Source organism: Nocardia stercoris (assembly GCF_003696265.1).
Lineage (GTDB): Bacteria > Actinomycetota > Actinomycetes > Mycobacteriales > Mycobacteriaceae > Nocardia > Nocardia stercoris.
Genome location: NZ_RFFH01000001.1, coordinates 1,105,132 through 1,123,570, shown reverse-complemented (window position 1 = coordinate 1,123,570; position 18,439 = coordinate 1,105,132). Strand labels below are relative to the sequence as shown.

Annotated in this window: 17 protein-coding genes; 4 read left to right on the top strand and 13 right to left on the bottom strand. The window is 68.7% G+C overall.

Annotation, left to right across the window (positions count from 1 at the left end):
- Positions 1 to 55: 55 nt before the first annotated feature.
- Positions 56 to 901, bottom strand: a complete 846-nt coding sequence (locus EBN03_RS05145) for an acyl-CoA thioesterase (protein ID WP_122186597.1) — start codon at positions 899 to 901, stop codon at positions 56 to 58.
- Between the two features lie 70 nt (positions 902 to 971).
- Positions 972 to 1,367, bottom strand: a complete 396-nt coding sequence (locus tag EBN03_RS05140) for a VOC family protein (protein ID WP_158675538.1) — start codon at positions 1,365 to 1,367, stop codon at positions 972 to 974.
- A gap of 64 nt (positions 1,368 to 1,431) precedes the next feature.
- Between EBN03_RS05140 and EBN03_RS05135 the strand changes: the two genes are divergently transcribed.
- Positions 1,432 to 2,034 (top strand): PadR family transcriptional regulator, encoded by a 603-nt coding sequence (locus EBN03_RS05135; RefSeq protein WP_122186595.1) that lies wholly within the window; start codon positions 1,432 to 1,434, stop codon positions 2,032 to 2,034.
- 36 nt (positions 2,035 to 2,070) lie between these two features.
- Here EBN03_RS05135 and EBN03_RS05130 read toward each other — a convergent pair whose 3' ends face one another.
- A complete protein-coding gene (locus EBN03_RS05130; RefSeq protein WP_122186594.1) occupies positions 2,071 to 2,640 on the bottom strand; it encodes a dihydrofolate reductase family protein in 570 nt (189 codons plus the stop codon).
- An 85-nt stretch (positions 2,641 to 2,725) separates the two neighbouring features.
- On the opposite strand from EBN03_RS05130, the gene EBN03_RS05125 reads away from it, so the two are divergent.
- Both EBN03_RS05125 and EBN03_RS05120 read left to right on the top strand, forming a co-directional pair.
- A complete protein-coding gene (locus EBN03_RS05125; protein ID WP_122186593.1) occupies positions 2,726 to 4,867 on the top strand; it encodes a molybdopterin-dependent oxidoreductase in 2,142 nt (713 codons plus the stop codon).
- A gap of 199 nt (positions 4,868 to 5,066) precedes the next feature.
- Positions 5,067 to 6,419, top strand: coding sequence for a hypothetical protein (locus tag EBN03_RS05120; protein ID WP_147471466.1), 1,353 nt, complete (start codon positions 5,067 to 5,069; stop codon positions 6,417 to 6,419).
- Between the two features lie 88 nt (positions 6,420 to 6,507).
- Here the strand turns inward: EBN03_RS05120 and EBN03_RS05115 are convergent, their stop codons facing one another.
- From EBN03_RS05115 to EBN03_RS05105, 3 genes are read right to left on the bottom strand one after another with little or no spacing between them, the layout of a single operon-like run.
- Entirely contained in the window at positions 6,508 to 6,915 is a 408-nt protein-coding gene (locus EBN03_RS05115; RefSeq protein ID WP_233608127.1) for a type II toxin-antitoxin system VapC family toxin, read from the bottom strand.
- A gap of 21 nt (positions 6,916 to 6,936) precedes the next feature.
- Positions 6,937 to 7,161, bottom strand: a complete 225-nt coding sequence (locus tag EBN03_RS35760; RefSeq protein WP_122186835.1) for a type II toxin-antitoxin system CcdA family antitoxin — start codon at positions 7,159 to 7,161, stop codon at positions 6,937 to 6,939.
- A gap of 53 nt (positions 7,162 to 7,214) precedes the next feature.
- Positions 7,215 to 9,527, bottom strand: a complete 2,313-nt coding sequence (locus EBN03_RS05105) for an arylsulfatase (protein WP_122186590.1) — start codon at positions 9,525 to 9,527, stop codon at positions 7,215 to 7,217.
- A 185-nt stretch (positions 9,528 to 9,712) separates the two neighbouring features.
- On the opposite strand from EBN03_RS05105, the gene EBN03_RS05100 reads away from it, so the two are divergent.
- On the top strand, positions 9,713 to 11,653 hold the full coding sequence (locus tag EBN03_RS05100; RefSeq protein WP_233608185.1) for a potassium transporter Kup: 1,941 nt from the start codon (positions 9,713 to 9,715) through the stop codon (positions 11,651 to 11,653).
- A gap of 10 nt (positions 11,654 to 11,663) precedes the next feature.
- Here EBN03_RS05100 and EBN03_RS05095 read toward each other — a convergent pair whose 3' ends face one another.
- From EBN03_RS05095 to EBN03_RS05065, 7 genes are read right to left on the bottom strand one after another with little or no spacing between them, the layout of a single operon-like run.
- Entirely contained in the window at positions 11,664 to 12,266 is a 603-nt protein-coding gene (locus tag EBN03_RS05095) for a peroxidase-related enzyme (RefSeq protein ID WP_122186588.1), read from the bottom strand.
- A complete protein-coding gene (locus EBN03_RS05090; RefSeq protein WP_122186587.1) occupies positions 12,259 to 12,711 on the bottom strand; it encodes a hypothetical protein in 453 nt (150 codons plus the stop codon). Before EBN03_RS05090 ends, EBN03_RS05095 begins: the two co-directional genes overlap by 8 nt.
- Entirely contained in the window at positions 12,708 to 13,736 is a 1,029-nt protein-coding gene (locus EBN03_RS05085; RefSeq protein WP_122186586.1) for a putative FMN-dependent luciferase-like monooxygenase, read from the bottom strand. Before EBN03_RS05085 ends, EBN03_RS05090 begins: the two co-directional genes overlap by 4 nt.
- Entirely contained in the window at positions 13,733 to 14,539 is an 807-nt protein-coding gene (locus tag EBN03_RS05080) for an ABC transporter ATP-binding protein (protein ID WP_122186585.1), read from the bottom strand. Before EBN03_RS05080 ends, EBN03_RS05085 begins: the two co-directional genes overlap by 4 nt.
- On the bottom strand, positions 14,526 to 15,440 hold the full coding sequence (locus tag EBN03_RS05075; RefSeq protein ID WP_122186584.1) for an ABC transporter ATP-binding protein: 915 nt from the start codon (positions 15,438 to 15,440) through the stop codon (positions 14,526 to 14,528). The genes EBN03_RS05080 and EBN03_RS05075 overlap by 14 nt, the downstream gene beginning before the upstream one ends.
- Complete coding sequence (locus EBN03_RS05070) at positions 15,421 to 17,256, bottom strand: ABC transporter permease (RefSeq protein WP_122186583.1); 1,836 nt, start codon at positions 17,254 to 17,256, stop codon at positions 15,421 to 15,423. The genes EBN03_RS05075 and EBN03_RS05070 overlap by 20 nt, the downstream gene beginning before the upstream one ends.
- Entirely contained in the window at positions 17,256 to 18,419 is a 1,164-nt protein-coding gene (locus tag EBN03_RS05065) for an ABC transporter substrate-binding protein (RefSeq protein ID WP_122186582.1), read from the bottom strand. Before EBN03_RS05065 ends, EBN03_RS05070 begins: the two co-directional genes overlap by 1 nt.
- Positions 18,420 to 18,439 lie beyond the last annotated feature (20 nt).

Sequence of the window (18,439 nt, the reverse complement as noted above, 5' to 3'; positions counted from 1 at the left end):
ATGCGGGCGAAGCGCGACTTCGTGTGAGCCGGGCGATGCGCGGACGGGTGAAAACTCAAGCGGCCGAGCGCATCAGGCCCTGGGCGCTCACCGAGGCGACGAGGTCGCCGGCCTGGGTGAAGACCTGGATGCGGCCGTACATGCGGCCGGCGCCGGCGAACGGGCTCTCGCAGCGGAGCAGGAGCCAGTCGTGGACGGTGAACGGGCGGTGGAAGGTGACGGTCTGGGCGAGCATGGCCGCCTTGCCGCGGCCGCCGCGGTCGAGGATCTGCGCGCGCGGGTAGGGGCGGGTCGCGACCGGGCCCAGGAAGGCCTCCGTGCCGTGGGCCAGCAGCGCTCGGGACAGGACGGGCACGTCGGGGGCCTTGGTGCAGCGCATCCACACGTCCAGGGTCGGCGGGCCGGCGAGGTCGAAGGCGAGGGCGTCGGCACCACCGAGGGTGCGGACCTCCCAGGGCAGCAACGCGCACGGGAGGTCCGCGCAGTCCTGCGGGCCGGGCACGTCCGCGGGCAGGCGAGTGCCGTGGGCGAGGAAGTCGGGCTCGTCGACACTCAGCATGGCCAGCGCCCGGGCGTGTTCGCGGCCGTCCTGCCGGAATGTCACCTGCACGGTCGCCAGCGCGCGCCCGGACTGCACGACCTCGACCGCGACGTCGACGTCCCGGTCGGCGAATCCGCCGCGCGGGAACACGCCGTGCAGGGATTGCACGGCCATGTCCGGCACCACCCGCTCGGCGGCGACGACCGCCTGGGCGAGGGTCTGGCTACCGAGCGTGGTGGGCAGGGTCGAGGTGACGTTGCGCGCCCGGAACCACCGAGCGGGCTCGACCTCGGCGAGGTCGAGGACGTCGAGCAGGTCGGCCAGGTCGACGACCGGCCACATATCGGTTCCACCAGCCATGCCGCGATGCTCGCATACCGCCCGTAACCGGAGCGCGCACCCCCGGCGACACCGCAGCTACGGCGGGCGGCTACGTCCCCGCCATGGCGAACAGTTCGAGCTGCAGGCCGTCGGGGTCGCGGAAGCACAGCACCTTGCCGAACGGGGTATCGGCCACCGGCGACCAGGTGACCCCGTGCTCGTCCAGGAAGGTCGCCCACTCGTCCAGCGCCGCAGTGCTGTTCACGCTGAACGCCAGGTGATCGAGTCCGTGCCGGCTCGGATGGTAGGCCGCTCCGCCCTCGAGGTGCTGCTGGAACGCCAGGATCGTGCCGTTCGAGTCCATGCAGATGGTCTCCAGGTAGTCGTCGCAGTCGAGCGTGGCGACGGGCTGGAAACCGAGCAGCTCGCCGTACCAGGCGACGCTGTCGTCGCGGTTGCCGACGGAGAGGGACAGGTGGGAAATGCCGGTGATCTGACGGGACAAGGCGCACTCCAATACTCCGAATCGGAGCATTACGATACTCCGGATCAGAGTATCGTGACAAGACGTGGCGCTCACTACGACCTCGTACGCGATCCTGTCCCTGCTCGCCGTCCGCCCGTGGACCACCTACGAGCTCAAGCAGCAGATGGACCGCAGCCTGCGCGCACTGTGGCCGCGGGCGGGCAGCGTCCTCTACGACGAGCCCAAAAAGCTTGTGGCACATGGGCTCGCGGTCAGCCGGGTCGAGTACACCGGGCGGCGCAAGAGCACGGTGTACGAGATCACCGACGCGGGCCGGCAGGCGTTGCGGGACTGGCTCGACGTGCCCGGGGCCGGCCCGGTCCTGGAGTTCGAGGGCCTGCTCAAGGTGTCGTTCGCCGACCACGGCGACCTCGACCAGCTCCGCGCCAATATCGCCCGGATCAAAGCCGAAGCCGAATACCGGATGGACGCCGTCGACGAACGGATGGCCGAATACGCGGAAACCGGTGGCCCCTACCCCGAGCGGCTCCCGGTCATCGCACTCGGCGCGCGCTTCCTGCGCGAACAGAACGAACTCCTGCTCCGCTGGGCGGAGTGGGCCGAACAGGAGACCGGCCACTGGACCGGAACCACCCTGGCGACCGGCGCCCGCGTCCCACCGGACGCATTCACCGACCCGGAGTGAACAGCCCTGCCCCCAGGGGGCAGGGCTGTCCCCGATTCAGTTCTGCTCGAATTCGTAGGTGTAGAACATGATTCCGTCGCCGATCCGGTGGACGTCGGTCAGGCGCACGGCGTGGGCCGCGGTGAGTTCGCCGAACAGGCGACGGCCGCCGCCCAATACGACCGGGAACACCGACACCCGGAGCTCGTCGGCCAAGTGGTGTTCGAGCAGGGTGCGGATCAGGGTGTAGCTGCCGTAGACCAGGATCTCACCGTCCAGCTTCGCCTTGAGTTCCGAAATCCGCTGCACCGCATCACCTTCGAGAACGGTGGCATTCCGCCAAACGGGCGCGTCACCGGTGCTGGACACCACGTACTTCGGCATCGCGCCGGCGCGATCCGCCCACGCGCCCGGGCGCTCCCGGGTGCCGAACCAGATGTCGCTGTTCCGGCCCAGCAGTAGCGCTTCGGCGTTTTCGGCCTGCGCCGCCGATCGGGCATCCCATGCCGGGACATCGGCCGCAGCGAAGCGGTAGAACCAGCCACCGCGGTCGAAACCCTCCTGGCCGTCGGGGTCCTCGACGACGCCGTCGAGAGTTGTGTTGGCATTGATCACGATCTTGCCCATGGGTTCGTCTCCTGTGTCGGTTGCTGCCTTCACTCGGGTAGACGTCTGCGGCGCGGCGGATCGGGCGATCGGCGAGAATCGATGGATGTCGACTGCTTTCCTCACCTGTCCGCTGTGTGAGGCCACCTGCGGCCTGGAGCTCACGATCCGGGCGGAGGAGATCCGGGTCCGGGGTGATCGAGAGGACGTGTTCAGCCGCGGCTACGTGTGCCCGAAGGGGACGTCGATCGGCGCACTGCACAGCGATCCGGATCGGCTGCGGCGCCCACTGATCAAGCGCGACGGCGTGCACGTCGAGGTGAGCTGGGACGAGGCGTTCGCCGAGATCGAGGCCCGGCTGCTGCCGATCGTGCGCGAGCAGGGGGCCGACGCGGTCGGGGTGTATTTCGGTAATCCGACGGCGCATACGCTCGCGGGCGCGCTGTATCTGCGGGCGCTGCTGAAGGCGGTGGGCACGAAGAACGTGTTCAGCGCGGGCAGTGTGGATCAGATCCCGAAGGTCTTCAGCAGCGCCTACCTGTACGGCGATCCGGCGACGATCCCGGTTCCCGATCTGGACCGCACCGACCATCTGCTCGTGCTCGGCGGAAATCCGTTGGTGTCCAACGGGAGTCTGATGACCGCACCGGACATGCGCGGGCGGATCGCGGCGATCCGGGAGCGCGGCACGGTGGTGGTCGTCGACCCGGCCCGCACCCGCACCGCCGAGGCGGCGACCGAACACATCGCGATCCGGCCCGGGACCGATGCGCTCCTGCTGCTGGGGATGCTGCACACGATCTTCGCCGAGCGGCTCGACGACCTGCGCGACGCCGCCCCGCACGTCACCGGTGTCGACGAGGTGCGGCGGATCGCGGCGGACTACGCACCCGAAATCGTTGCCGCGCATACCGGTATCGACGCGGAGACGATCAAGCGCCTGGCCCGCGAGCTCGCGGCTGCCGAGCGGGCGGCGGTGTACGGCCGAATGGGCACGACCACACAGGAATTCGGCACACTGACCAGCTGGCTGGTGGACGTGCTCAATACCGTCACCGGCAATCTGGACCGTCCCGGCGGGATCATGTTCCCGCTCGCCGCGGCCGGTCAGCCGAATTCCCGCCCCGGACGACGTAAACCGTTCCGGCACGGCCGCTGGACGAGCCGGGTGACCGGGTTGCCGGAGATCATGGGCGAATTCCCGGTGGCGACCTTGGCCGACGAGATCGATACTCCTGGTGCCGGGCAGGTGCGGGCCCTGATCACCATGTACGGCAACCCGTGCGTGAGCGCCCCCAATGCCGGGCGCGTCGACGCGGCGCTGGCCGGCCTCGATTTCATGGTGAGCCTCGACGTCTATCTCAACGAGACGACCCGGCACGCCGACGTGGTACTGCCCGGTCCCACCCCGCTCGAGCGCGGCCACTACGACCTGCTGCTGTACCAGTACGCCGTGCGTAATATCGCCCGCTGGTCCGAGCCGGTGTTCGAGACCCCGGTCCCGCAGGAGTGGGTGACCATGGTGCGCCTGACCGGTGTGCTGCTGGGCCTGGGTCCCGATGCCGACGTCGCCGCGCTCGACGCCGCGATGGCGGCGCAGGTCGCCCAGCTCAGCGGCAAGTCACCGGCCGAGGGTCTCACCGGTCCCGAGCGCCTGCTCGACATCCTGTTGCAGGCGGGTCCTTACGGCCTGACGTTCGCCGAGGTGCGGGCCGCCGAGCACGGCATCGATCTCGGGCCGCTGCGGCCCCGGCTGCCCGGCGTGCTGGCCACGGCGTCGGGCAAGGTGGACCTGGCCCCGGCCGCGATCACCGCGGACCTCCCGCGGCTGGCCGCGATGCTGGCCGGGCCGCCGGCCGCGGGCATGGTGCTGATCGGCCGCCGTCATCTGCGCTCCAACAATTCCTGGATGCACAACCTGGCCGCGCTCAACGGCGGCAGCAACACCTGCACGGTCCACATTCACCCCGACGACGCACACCGCCTGGGCCTGTCTACCGGCGACCGGGCCGAACTGACCACCCGCACCGGGAAAGTGCTTGCGCCCGTGGAGGTCACCGACGGGATCCGGCCCGGCGTCGTCAGCCTGCCGCACGGCTGGGGCCACGACCTGCCCGACACCCGAACCGCGATCGCCACCGCACGGCCCGGTGTCAACAGCAACCTGCTCGGCGACGACGAGCGCCTCGACGTCCCCACCGGAACCGCCGCGGTCAACGGGATCCCGGTGCGGGTGGCCCCGGCGTAACTTTGTCGCCGGCGGTCGCCGATCGGCCGAACGCATGCGGGAGGTCGCGGTCTGACCGCCTCTTGTTTCGAATTGATACCAACGGGTAGATTTCCTCGGAATGCAGTGCCGGAGCCGGGTGAGACGCCGCAGCGCGGTTCACCGCGGCGCAGCACCGGCCGTCTCTTCCGATTGGAATCATTGAAGCATGCTCGACCCGATGAACCGTCTGACCGCCGACGACGATCTGTTCGTCAAGCTGCACCACATGTACCCGAACCTGCTCGCTACACAGGTCGCGTGGGTGTTCGACGAACCGCTCCCCCGCGAGTTCTGGCAGAAGTTCACCGACCACCTCGCGCACGGATTCGTGGCCCGGCGGGTGCGCAAGACCCGTATCCCGTTCGCGCGGCCGTGGTTCGACCAGCTCCAGATCCCGATCATCGTCAACGAGGACACCGAGCCGGTACCCGCCGACGGCTACCTGGACTGGCTGTGGCAGAAGGGTGACTTCGAGGTCGACCCGTACAACGGCGTCATCGCCAACGTCTGCATCGCGCCCACGACCGACGGCGGCCAGATCGTCACCTACGTCGTGTCGCACATCATCGCCGACGGCGGCGCCGGCCTGCGGGCCCTCAAGGACGCCATCGCCCGGTTCGACGCCGACCTGCCGGTCTCCTACGAGGAGAGCTCGGGCAAGCAGGTGGGCACCACACCGGACTCCAAGCTCGTCGAGGTGCGCGGTCACCTGGTCGACGCCGGCCGCCAGCTGCGGGCCGCCGGGATCGGCCTCGGCCGGGCCTGGAAGGCCCGCCATGTGACCGGCAAGCCGCGCAACCCGCGCCCGGCCGAACCCCGCCTGCACTTCGACGGCGAGTGGACGCCCGCCTCGGTCATCCTCGAGGTGCCGGTGGCCGACGTCGAACGAATCGCGGAGCAGCGCGGCGGAACCGTCAACGGCGTGATGGTCGCGCTGTGCACCGGCCTGCTCGGCCGCAGCGGCCGAGTCACCGAGGGCACCAAGGTGCGCGTCGAGGTCCCGCACGCCCTGCGCTCCGGCGACGGCGACGCGAGCGCCAACAACACCACCGCACTGCCGATCCAGGTCACCTACCGCTCCGGCGGCAAGATCGACCTCGTCGAGATCCGCGACGCGATCCGCACCGCCGGGCAGGCCTACAAGGACCCGTCGCGCACGCCCCCGATCCAGCACCTGCAGCCGATCCAGATGATGCTGCCCCTGCCCGTGCTCCGCTACCTGTCCCGGACCGCGAAGAACCCCGAGGCACTGGTCTCCAACATGGGCGAGGTCATCCAGAGCGTCTCCACCATCGGCGGTGTGAAGGCGCGCATCGTCGTGGGCCGTCCCCGTCTGGGTCTGGCTCCGGTGGACCTGTACCGCTCGCTCGAAGCCGGCGTGAACCTGTTCACCGGCAACGACGGCAAGACGATGATGCTCAACATCAACGGCTGCGACCCCGACCGTTTCCCGACCCGGGAATCGCTGCAGAAGATGATCGTCGACGAATTCAACGACTGGGGTCTGACACCCAATTTCTGGGGCTGCTGACGGTCGGCCCGTACATCGAGAGCCCAGGTCGCTTCACGTACCGAAGAGACCTGGGCTCAATGCATTCCGCTGCCTGCCGAGTATTCAGTCACTGACGGCGCTTCCCGTCCTCCGCGGTCACCAGACCGACCGGTTCCGCCCCCGGATAGGCGCGCGCCAAACGAAAGTCTGTCGTCAACAGCGGCACGCCGAGCTGATCGGACAGTTCGACGTAGATCGCGTCCGCGAAACGAATGTTCGCTCGACGCTGCCAGGCTCCGCGAATCAGATTCACCGGCAGGTGACGCTGAATCGGCGCGCGTGCCAGGCGGCCCAGGGCCACTTCGACTTCTTCGTCGGACAAAGTCCCGGCACGACCGAGTCGACCCAGGGCAGAGAGGACCTCGAGGTCGACGTGGGCCGGGGCATGCATCACCGTCTGCGCGATGCGGTCTCGCACCTGTGCGGCCAAGTCCGTGTTCGCCAGCAGATCGACCAGGCAGCTCGCGTCGATCACTACCTCTTCGGCAGACATGTATCACCAGCCCAGTTCGTCGCGGGCCGCGTCCAACGCGTCCAGAGCTGTCGCATGGGTACTGTTCGGACGGTCGGTGTGAACCGGGATTTCAGCCAACCAGTCCGCGGTCGCGTTCCGCGCGAGTTCCGCCGTAACCGCCGCCTGCGCCAGCGCGGAGATATTCAAGCCGCGCTCGCGAGCACGCTCTGCCAGCTCGTCGGGCATGTAGATATTCAACCTCGACATACACACCATGGTACACACATGCCATCGCCCGCATCGGGGCCTCTCCGGGCCGACTATTCGGCGACCAGTTCGGCTTCCGTGTCGAGGGCTCGCTGGGTGTCCTCGGGAACGCGGGTCGCGCCGGGACGGTAGGTGACAGCGCGCAGGTCACCGGTGTAGCGATAGACACCGTGGCGGGCGCGCAGGTCCCAGTCGACCGGGCCGCGGGCGTCGAGGCCGACCGAGATTCCGGTCCACGGGGACATGCCCACCAGTTGAACCCGGTTCGGCAGGTCGGCGACGACCTGTCCGTCGATGTGCAGGGTGAAGTCCCAGCGCAGCTGCGGACGGACCTCGGCCGAGACGGTCAAACGTTTACTGTCCGCGGGGATTTCGCCGGCGTCGACGGAGGTGTACCGGCCGTACGCGTTGTATCCGAAGACGAGGTGCCCGGATTCCACATACAGGAGGTAGCCGCCCAGCGGGTCACCGTGCGCGACCAGGACACCCTCGTCGCCCGGGCGGTAGCCGGCGAGTTCGATGTCGATCGTGAAGTCGCGGTAGGCGATCAGACGCTGCGCGCGGTAGCGCTCCAGGGTCGGGGTGCCCGGCAGGATCCGGACCGCCGCACCGAGGCGGGCCTCCTGGGGTCGGCGGACCGCGAGGTCCTTGCGGGTGACGAGCGGGAAAACCGTGTTGCGCCAAGCCGCTTCGTCCCAGGCCGCCGCGAGTTCGGCGACCTTGCCCGGCAGTCGCGCCGAAAGATCGTGCAGCTCGGTCGGATCGGAGCGTACGTCGAACAGCTGCCAGCGCGGGTTGTCGATGCCGCGCTCGGGTTCGAACAGCGACAACAGTTTCCATCCGTCCCGGTAGAAACCGCGGTGGCCGGTCATTTCGGAGTACTGCTCGACGTGGGTGGATACCGCGCCGGGATCACGGAACACGGCTGCCGCCGACGTCCCGTCGAATTCCTTGGCCGGCAGTCCGTTACGGCGCTCGGGGACCCGCAGGCCCGCCAGTTCCAGCAGGGTCGGAGCCAGATCGGTGACGTAGACGTACTCCTGCCGCACCCCGGAATCGCCGTGTGCGCGAGGCAATCCTCGGGGCCAGGACACGACGAAGGGTACCCGCACCCCGCCGGCGAACGTCTGTCCCTTGTAGAACCGGAACGGGGTGTTGGACGCCTGCCCCCAGCCGCGCGGATAGTGCACGCCCAGCCGTTCTGTCCCGATGAGTTCGTCGTCGTGGGGCACGTCGCGTTCCCAGCTCGGCTCGTCCACCTGGGCGAACTGGGCGAAATAGGTTCGGGTGCCCTCGGGTCCGCCCTCGGCGGTGCCACCGTTGTCCGAGGTGAACACGATGATGGTGTTGTCGAGTTCGCCGAGCTGCTCGAGGGTGTCGACGATGCGCCCCAGGCTCTGGTCGATGCTGTCGACCATGCCCGCGTAGACCTCCATGTAGCGCTCGAAGCGCGACCGCTGCTCGGGCGTCAGTGAATCCCATTCGGCGGCTTCGTATCCCGGCTCGGTATTGCGCGGTTTCTGCTCGGTGCCCGCCGGGAACAGACCGGCCGCCAACTGTGCGGCGAATCGGCTCTGCCGCAGGCGATCCCAGCCCTCCCGGTAGCGGCCGCGATATTTGGCGCGATCCGCCGGCTTCGCCTGCAGCGGCCCGTGCATGGCGGTGTGCGCGAAGTAGAGGAAGAACGGCTTGACCGGGTCGTGTGCGCGCAACTCCTTCAGATAGCCGACGGCTCGATCGGTGTAGTCGTCGGTCAGGTAGTAGCCCGGTGGATATTCGTCGATGTCCACCGGCGAGGAGTCCGACACGAGCTGATTCGGATGGAAGAACGAATTCAATCCCTCCAGCGATCCGTAGTAGCGGTCGAAGCCGCGGTTCGTCGGCCAGGAATCCCGTGGCGCGCCCGGGTGCATGGTGGCATCGCGGACCAGGTGCCACTTTCCGACCGCGTAGGTGGCATATCCGTTGGCACGCAAGATCTCCGGCAGCGTCAGTACATCGTCGGCGAGTTCCAGGCGCAGTCCCGGATATCCCGGGTCCGCGTTGGCCACGAACCCGAAGCCCGCACGGTGGGAATTGATTCCGGTCAGCAGGGCGGCACGCGACGGTGAGCACAGCGGGGTGGTGTGGAAGTTGGTGAGCCGCAGCCCGTTGCCGGCCAGCCGATCCAGGGTCGGCGTGTCGATTTCCGAGCCGAACGGGCCGATGTCGCTGTAACCCATGTCGTCGACGAGCACGACGACGATGTTCGGGGCACCGTCGGGAGCGGTCGGCGGGTGGATCCACTCCGGCGTCGACTCGGCCGTCGTGCGGCCGATCTCGCCGCCGAAGTCTGCATAGCCACGGGCATACGGTGGGACTGACATGCCGTCGAGTACACGAGGAAAAAGCATCCGTGACCAGGGTTTGGCTCGCGATGTACGCAACCGGAGCCCGACACCGTCGCGCCGAATCCCGCGATGAAGGGACAATCGACCGGTTTCCGGGGAGGATGCACTCCGTGGCCGATCAACAGAGCGGATCCGAAACGAACACCGCGGACGCCGTCCCGCTGAGCGGGCACCGGCCTGGGGCGGCCGAATCCGTGCGTCCCGCAGTGGTACTCGGTGCCCTGGGGGTCGTATTCGGTGATATCGGAACCAGCCCGATCTATACGTTCCAGACCCTGTTCGATCCAGCCGACCCCCACCCGGTGCCGGTGACATCGGACAACGTCTACGGCATGGTGTCGTTGATCTTCTGGTCGGTCATGGTGATCGTCACCGTCACCTATGTGCTGCTGGCCATGCGCGCCGACAACAACGGCGAAGGCGGGATCATGGCCCTGATCACGCTGCTGCGCCGCTGGACCGCGCCCCGGGGCAAACGGGTCGCCTTCGGGCTCGCGGCGGTCGGCATCTTCGGCGCGTCACTGTTCTTCGGCGACAGCATGATCACCCCGGCGATCTCGGTGCTCTCCGCGGTGGAGGGGCTCGAGGTGGTGCGGCCGGGACTGCACGAGCTGGTCGTGCCGATCACCGCCGTCATCATCGTGGTGCTGTTCCTAGTGCAGCGGCACGGGACCGCCGTCGTCGGCCGGATGTTCGGACCGGTGATGGTCGTCTGGTTCGCGGTCATCGGCCTGTGCGGGATCGGCGGCATCACCCGCCACCCGCAGATACTGCGGGCACTGTCCCCGACCTACGCCCTCGGCTATGCGGCCGGGCACCCGGCCACCGCGTTCTTCGCGCTGGCCGCCATCGTCCTCGCGGTGACCGGCGCCGAGGCGCTGTACGCCGATATGGGCCACTTCGGCCGGCGGGCCATCACCCGGGCCTGGCTGTGGTTGGTGTTGCCCGCCTGCGCCCTCAGCTATCTGGGTCAGGGTGCGCTGATCCTCGACGATCCCGCCAACATCCGCAGCCCGTTCTTCCTGCTCGTCCCCAGCTGGGGCCGGGCGGGCCTCGTACTGCTCGCGACCGCCGCCACGGTGATCGCCTCGCAGGCCGTGATCACCGGCGCCTACTCGGTCGCGTCCCAGGCCGCCCAGCTCGGCTACCTGCCCCGCTTGCGCATCACCCACACCTCCGAGCACACCATCGGGCAGATCTATGTGCCGTGGATCAACTGGATGCTGATGGTGTCGGTGCTGACGCTGGTGTTCGCGTTCCGCAGTTCGTCCGCGCTGGCATTCGCCTACGGCATGGCCGATATGGGCACCATCACCATCACCACACTGCTGTTCTTCTTCGTCGCGCACACCCGCTGGAACCGGCCGTGGTGGCAGCTCGGCCTGGTGGCGATCCCGTTGCTGACCGTCGACCTGCTGTTCGTCGCCGCCAACCTGACCAAACTGGTGCACGGCGCGTGGCTTCCGCTGCTGATCGGCCTCACCGCGTTCACCGTCCTGATCACCTGGCAGCGCGGCCGGCGGATCGTGACCGCGGAACGGCTGCGCCACGAAGGATCCCTGCGCGAGTTCATCGAGAGCCTGCACCACGACTCCTCGGAAACGACGCTCGTGCCCGGCACCGCGGTGTTCCTCAACCGCGGCAAGGAAACCGCTCCCCTGGCACTGCGAGCCAATGTGGAGCACAACCACGTTCGGCACGTGTACATCGTGATCCTGTCCGTGGAAACCGAACCCGTGCCCTTCGTCCGCCACGAGGACCGCGTCCGAGTCGATTACCTCGGCTATTCCGATGACGGCATCAGCCACATCTCGGCCCACTACGGCTATATGGAGGCGCCGGACATACCCGCGCTCCTGGCCACCGTGGACACCACGGCCCTGGCGACCGCCGACACCGCGGTCCCGGCGGAGCCGATCGACTTCGATCAGGCGTCGTTCTTCCTGTCCAAGATCGACCTGCGCGCCGGCAAGAAACCCACCATGCCGAGCTGGCGCAAACGCCTGTTCATCGCCACCTCGTATGTGACAGCCGACGCCACCGAGTATTTCGGGCTGCCCTACGACCGCACGGTCATCATGGGTGCGCGCATCGAGGTGTGAGGCGACCGGCTCAGTCCACCGACGCGGGGACCTCCGGCTCTCCGAGCGTGAGCATCAACCGGTTCGCCCAGGTGAACGAGGCGGCCGACAGCGTCAGATCGTAGATGTCGGAGTCGGAGAAACCCTGGACCCGTAGGGAATCGATGTGCCGCTCGGTGGCACGCGGTGGCGTCGCCGCGAGCGCGTCGACGAAGTCGATGATCGCGTCCCAGCGAGCATCGATGCGGACGGTGTTCCCCTCGTCGAGCAGGCGTTGCACATCGGCCTCCCGCTTGGACAGTGCCGAGGTCAGCCGCGAGTGCACGGACGCGCAGTAGGCGCAGCCGGTGTGCCGCGACGTGACGGTGGCGGCGAGTTCACGTTCGGCGCGGCCGAGCCCGGCCTTCCCGTAGAAGATCTCCTTGTCGTTGGCGCTGCGCGCGGCCAGCACGCGCGGATTGCGTGCCAGCAGGCGGAAATACGGCCCCTCGCCACGGAATCCTTCGAGCAGCGGCAGCTGCTCGTCGTCGGCGTCGGCCAGCAGGATCGGCTCGACCCAGGCGGCCCACCCGAGCACATCCTGGGTGAACCCGGCGGGCCGCCGATCCGCGTCGACACTGCGAACCTCAGTCATGGGATGCTCCGATCAGGGTGAGGCCGGCCAGCAACCGAACCTGGTAGTTGACGTAGCCGATCAGCTGGGACAGCGTCACGATGTCGGCCGTGGACAGTCCCGCGGCCGTGAGCGCGTCGATGTCGACGCGGGTCGCCGCACTCGGCTGTGTCGTGACGAGCAGTGCGTGGCGCAGGAGGACGGCGAGCACCGGATCGCCGGACACCGGCGCGGCGGCCTGGCGCCGATAGAAGGCCGCGAGATCGGGTGCACCGGCCAGCTCCGCCACCGCCGCCGCCACGGCCGTCAGCCGCTGCGGTCCGAGTCCGTCGGCCGCAGAGCCGGTGAACAGGGCCTCGAACACCTCTTGGGTGTGGGTGGCGACGGCCGGCCTGGCCGCGCGCAGGTCCCGCACGGTCGCCGCCCGGTCGCCGAGGACGGACTCGATGACGTCGGTGTCGCTCACTGGAAATCTCCTGTCGGGATGCTCGATGTCCCCCGCAGCCGCGGGACGACCTCGGTGGCCAGTAGTTCGATCGACCGCAAGGTGGCCGCCTGGCCCGGATCGATCGGATGGACCTGGACGATCAGGTCCGTTGCTTGCGCGACCACGGTGTCCGCGGCCAGTTGCTCGGCGACCTCGTCCGGTGTGCCGATGTAGGAGTCACGCAGGACCTCGTCGACCGTGCCGGCCAGCGCGGTCGCACCGGTGTCCCGGAGGTGGTCGAGAAATCGCCGGGCGCCGTGCTGCGCCGCGGCCCACGCGGTGTGGTGGTCGTCGGCCACGAAGACACTGCGCGAGGCTCCGATCCGGGGGGTGACTCCGGCGGGCAGGGCCGCACGGTAGGCCGTGAGCAAAGGCTGTTGGATCTCCACCAGGGTGGCGGCCTGCCCGTGCGGATCGCGCGGCTGGCTGCGTGACAGCAGCAGGCCGTCACCGGCCGCGCCGGCCCGGACCGCACCGGAGCCCGAGAAGGTGGCCTGCCAGGTGCGGGCCCGCAGTCCGGCCGCCGGCGGATGCAGCGTGCGCGCGCCGGCCAGTGGTTCACCGGCGAACGCGGCGGTCACGCGTTCCAGCTTGGTCGCGTAGGTCCGCGTCCGGCTGTAGCCGTCGACTCCGAACAGTTCGAACGAACTCGCGGAACCTCCTGCCCCGAAACCCAATTCGAGCCGACCGTCCGAAAGCGCGTCCAGGACCGCGGCATCCTCGGCGACCCGGATCGGATCCTCCAGCGCCAGCGTGACGATGGCGGTACCCAGCCGGATCCGGTGGCAGCGGGCCGCCACGTGAGCGAGGAAGACGAACGGGGAGGGCAATCCGCCCTCGGCCGCATCGATGTGATGCTGGGCCACCCAGGCGGTGTCGTAACCGAGGCGTTCGGCCAGGGCGATCTGTTCGAGTGCGTCGCGGTAGACCGACGCGGCGTCCTGCGTGTCGTTCGGGCGCACCAGCCTGCTGAACAGACCGAGACGCGACGGGCCGGCCGTCATTGCGTTTCTCCCTTCTCCGGTTGTGCCGCACCGAGATAGGCATCCCGGACGGCGGGGTCGTCGATCAGGTCGGCGGCGCGGCCGCGCAGTACTATCTCACCGCCGCGCAGCACATTCGCGGTGTGCGCGATGCTCAGCGCCAGCTCGGCCTGCTGTTCGACGATGAGGATGGCCAGGCCCAATTCCCGGTTCAGCCGCGAGATTTCGTCGAGTACCCGGTCGACGAACAGTGGCGACAGTCCCATGGTGGGTTCGTCCATGCAGATCAATCGCGGCCGCGACATCAGGGCGCGCGCGAAGGCCAGCATCTGCTGTTCGCCGCCGGACAGCGTGCCGGCATGCTGACGGCGGCGCTGCGCCAATCGCGGGAAGTGCTGGTACAGCTCGGCGGCGCGGGCAAGTGACACCTTCCGGCGCTCGGCCCGGATATGGGCGCCGACCAGCAGGTTCTCCTCGACCGTCAGGGCCGGGAACACGCGCCGAGCCTCCGGCACCGAGGCCAGTCCCGCGGCGATGCGGGCCGCGGGGGTGGTGCCGGTGACGTCGATCCCGTCGATCCGGACCGTTCCGGCGGTCGGCCGCAGCAGTCCGAGCGCGGTCTTCATCGTGGTGGACTTGCCCGAGGCGTTGCCGCCCAGCAGCGACACGATCTCCCCCGGCCGCACGACGAGGGAGACCTGGTTCAGTGCCGACGACGGCCCGTAATGCACGTCTACGCGGTCGAATTCGAGGATCGGCGGCTCAGCGGCCGGAACCGTCGCCGTGATGTTCACGGCCGGGGTTCGGATCTCACTGTCCAGCATGCGCGGGCACCTCCCGTTCGGCCGCGTCCGCCACTCGGTTTGCGGCCGAACCGGTTTCGGTCCGGCGCCCCAGATAGGCCTCGACCACCCGGGGATCGTCGAGGACCTGATCGGGGCTTCCCTCGGCGATGACGCGCCCCTCGTCGAGCACGATCACCCGATCCGACAGTGCTCGCACCAGCGTCATCTTGTGCTCGATCAGCACGATCGTCTGCCCCTGCGCCTTCAATTCGGCCAGCTGCGCACCGATTTCGGCGGTCTCGGTCTGGTTCATGCCGGCGGCCGGCTCGTCGAGCAGCAACACCACCGGGTCGGCGATCAGCGCCCGGGCGATCTCGGTGCGCCGGCGGTTGGCGTAGGACAGGGTGTGGGTGGCGTGGTCGGCGCGCGGGGTCAGCCGGTCGCCGAATCGGGCGAGTTCGGCGTCGATGCGGCCGGCCGCCCGTGCACGTTCGGCCCGCACCCCGGGCAACGGAACCAGGGCCACGAACAGTTCGGCAAGCAGCCCGGCCCACCGCAGCACCGGGACGCCGGCCAGGGCGCGCAGCGGGAGCGCGGCCCGCACCGTCGTCTGCAGGCCGACGTCGACGTTCTCCCGGATGCTCAGGTCGCCGAACACGCGGCCGTTCTGGAAGGTGCGCGCGATGCCCGCCCGGGCCGCCGCCTCGGGCCGGCCGGGCCGCACCACCGTCGATTGCACCCGCACCGTCCCGCTGTCCGGGCGGAGCACGCCGGACACGAGGTTCACCGTGGTCGACTTCCCCGACCCGTTCGGACCGATGATCGAAACGAATTCGCCTGCCGCAACATGGAATTCGACACCGTCGACGGCCTGTACGCCGCCGAACGAACGCCGCAGGCCGGTGACGGTCAGCACTGGTTCACGCTGGGATTGCGACACGATGACTCCTCGTCAGAAGGCCCTGCGGACGGAACCGGATGATCACCAGCAGCACCGCACCGTAGAGCAGAATCCGGGCGGACGGGGCGAGGCGCAGCGCCTCCGGCAGGCCGATCAGCACCACCGAACCCAGGACCGCACCGTATGGGGACGCGGTGCCACCCAGTACCAGGATCGTCACCGCCAGCAGCGACATCGGCAGGTTGAAGACGGTCGGGTCGATGTAGCCGTACTGGTGGGCCAGCAGGGCGCCGCCGATACCGGAGAAGAACGCCGCGACCGCGAAGGCGAGTGCCTTGTAGTCGCGGGCACGGATCCCGGCCGCCCGCGCCGCTGTCTCGTCGGCTCCCACCGCGCGCAGCACGAGTCCGAGCCGGGACCGCGTGACGGCGAGGACCACCAGCAGCGTGAGGCCCAAAAACACCAGATCGAGCCGGAAAAGTGCACGGCTGGTGTCGAATTCGATGCCGAACAGTCGCGGTGCGGGAATTCCGAAGATGCCGTAGCTGCCGCGTGTGACCGGCTCCCAGATCCGGATCAGCGCGACGGTGACGATCCCGATGCCGAGCGTGGCGATCGCGACGTAGTGACCACCGAGCCGCCACAGCGGCGCCGCCAGGACCGACGACAGCACGGCGGCCAGCACTCCCGCCGCGACCACAGCCGGCAGGAACGACCACCCGTGGCCGACGGTCAGGACGGCGCTGGTGTAGGCGCCGATCGCGATGGGCCCGGCCTGGCCGATGACCAGCTGCCCGGCCGCACCGGCCACCAGCGTCATCGACACCGCGATGACGGCGTAGGCGAGGATCTGCGTACCCACCGACATCGCGTAGCTGTTCGACACGACCGGCAGCACGGTCAGCGCGAGCAGGAACACCACCCCGGCCTGCCAGTCGCGCACCGGCAGCTGCCGTCCGGAACCCAGGAAGGTCCCGGTCATCGGCTCGGACTCGACGGCCGGCGGCCGGGTCAGCAGTCCGCCCGGGCGCAGCACCAGGAACAGCACCAGCAGACCGAAGGTCAGCAGATCGCGGTAACCGTCACCGAGCCAATAGATTCCGAAGGCCTCCACCAGGCCCAGAACGAAACCGCCCAGTACCGCGCCGGGAATCGAGCCCAGCCCGCCGACGGTCGCGGCGACGAAACCGGTCATCCCCACGACGCTGCCCGAGGTCGGCGAGACGTTGGAGTTGTAGAGGCCGACGAAGATGCCCGCCAGTCCGCCGAGCCCGGACGCCACCGCGAACGCCAGTGAACGCACCCGGGCCACCGGAATTCCCATCTGCGCCGCGGCATCGGGATCCTGCGCGGTCGCCCGGATCGCCAGCCCGTAGCGCGCGAACCGCAGGAAGCCCCACAGCCCGGTCATGACCGTGAGGGTGATCACGAACATCACCAGGTCGGAGGTGCCCAGCCGGATCCCGCCGACCGGAATGTCGTCGGTGGCCAGAACTTCCGGGAACGGCCGGGTGTCCGGCCCGAACCCGATCGCGGCGAGATTCTCGATGATCAGGCCCGCCGCGACCGTGGCCAGTAGTGCCGCGACGGCCGGGGCCCGGCGCAGCGGCTGTACCGCGATCACGTCGATCAGCACGCCCACCAGTGCGGTGGCGGCGACCACCAGTACCGAGGCGAGCCACCAGGGCAGATGATGCTGGGCGATGAGCCACCAGCCGAGCACGGACCCGAGCGCGAACACCGAGCCGTGCGCGAAGTTGACGACGTTGGCGACCCCGAAGATCAGGGTGATGCCGACCGCGACGAGCGCGTACGCGTTGCCGTGCACCAGCCCGGAGACGAGGGTGTCGAGCATCAGCGGTTACCGGTCGGCGTGAATTTGCCGTCCTTCAGGGCCAGTTCGAACGGCTTCACGCCGGTGGGCCGGCGGGTCTGCTGATCGAAAGCGAAGGTGCCCAGGCCGATACCGTGGAAGTCCTTTATCTCGCGCAGGCCCTTCAGGATTCCGTCGCGGGTCGCGCCTTCCTTACGTGCGGCCTGCACGACCACCTGGACGGCGTCGTAGGCGTAGACGTTGAAATCACCGGGGTCGGCACCGAACCGGTCGCGGAACTTGGCGACGAAGTCCTGGACTTCGGGTCGGCTGTCCTGCGGGGAGAAAGTGCCGTTGACGATGTCGCCCTCGGCGGCCGCGCCGGCCAGTTGGACGAATTGAGGGGTGTTCTGGCCGCCGAGGAACGGGCCGGTGAAGCCGACGTCACGCAGTTGCTTGACCACCAGCGCACCGTCGGGACCGTACCCCAGGTGCACGACCGCGTCCGGTGCCGCGTCGCGGGCCTTGATGAGCACGGGCCGGAAATCGGTGGAGTCGGGCAGGATCGACGACGAGTAGGCGATGTCGATCCCCTTGTCCTTCGCCGACTGCTGGAAGTCCCGGAATGCTTCCTTGCCCCAGTCGGTTTCGAGATAGACGACCGAGACCTTCCGGTAGCCGCGCTGCGCCGCCCACTGTGCGGTGCGCTCCTGGTAGATGTCCTGCGTGATCGACGGGCTCCACGAATAGTCCCCGCCCTTGGTGAATTCGCCCGAGGAGTTGGTGAATCCGTACTGCACGAGCTTGCCGCGGTTGTACACCGGGGACGCCGCGATGGAAGCCGGCGAGGAGAAGTCGCCCAGCTCCGCGATGATCGACGAATCGGCGACGAACTTGGTCGCGATCGGGACCGTCTGCTTCGGGTCGGACTGAGAATCCTCCCATTTCAACGCGACCTTCTTGCCGTCGATCCCGCCCGCGGCATTGATCTGTGCCAGTGCCAGGTCGAAACCCTGCTGCCACAACCGGCCGTACTCGGCGTTCGGGCCGGTACGCGGCCCGGACACGCCGAGGTACACGGTGTCGCCGGCGCCCGCGGATCCGCTGTCACTGCAGGCGGTGAGCACTCCGGCCACCGCCGCCACCGAGAGCACCCCGGCGAACACCCGGCGTCCCCGCCACGACCCGAACCACGAAGTGCTCATCAACTCATCCTTCAAAACCG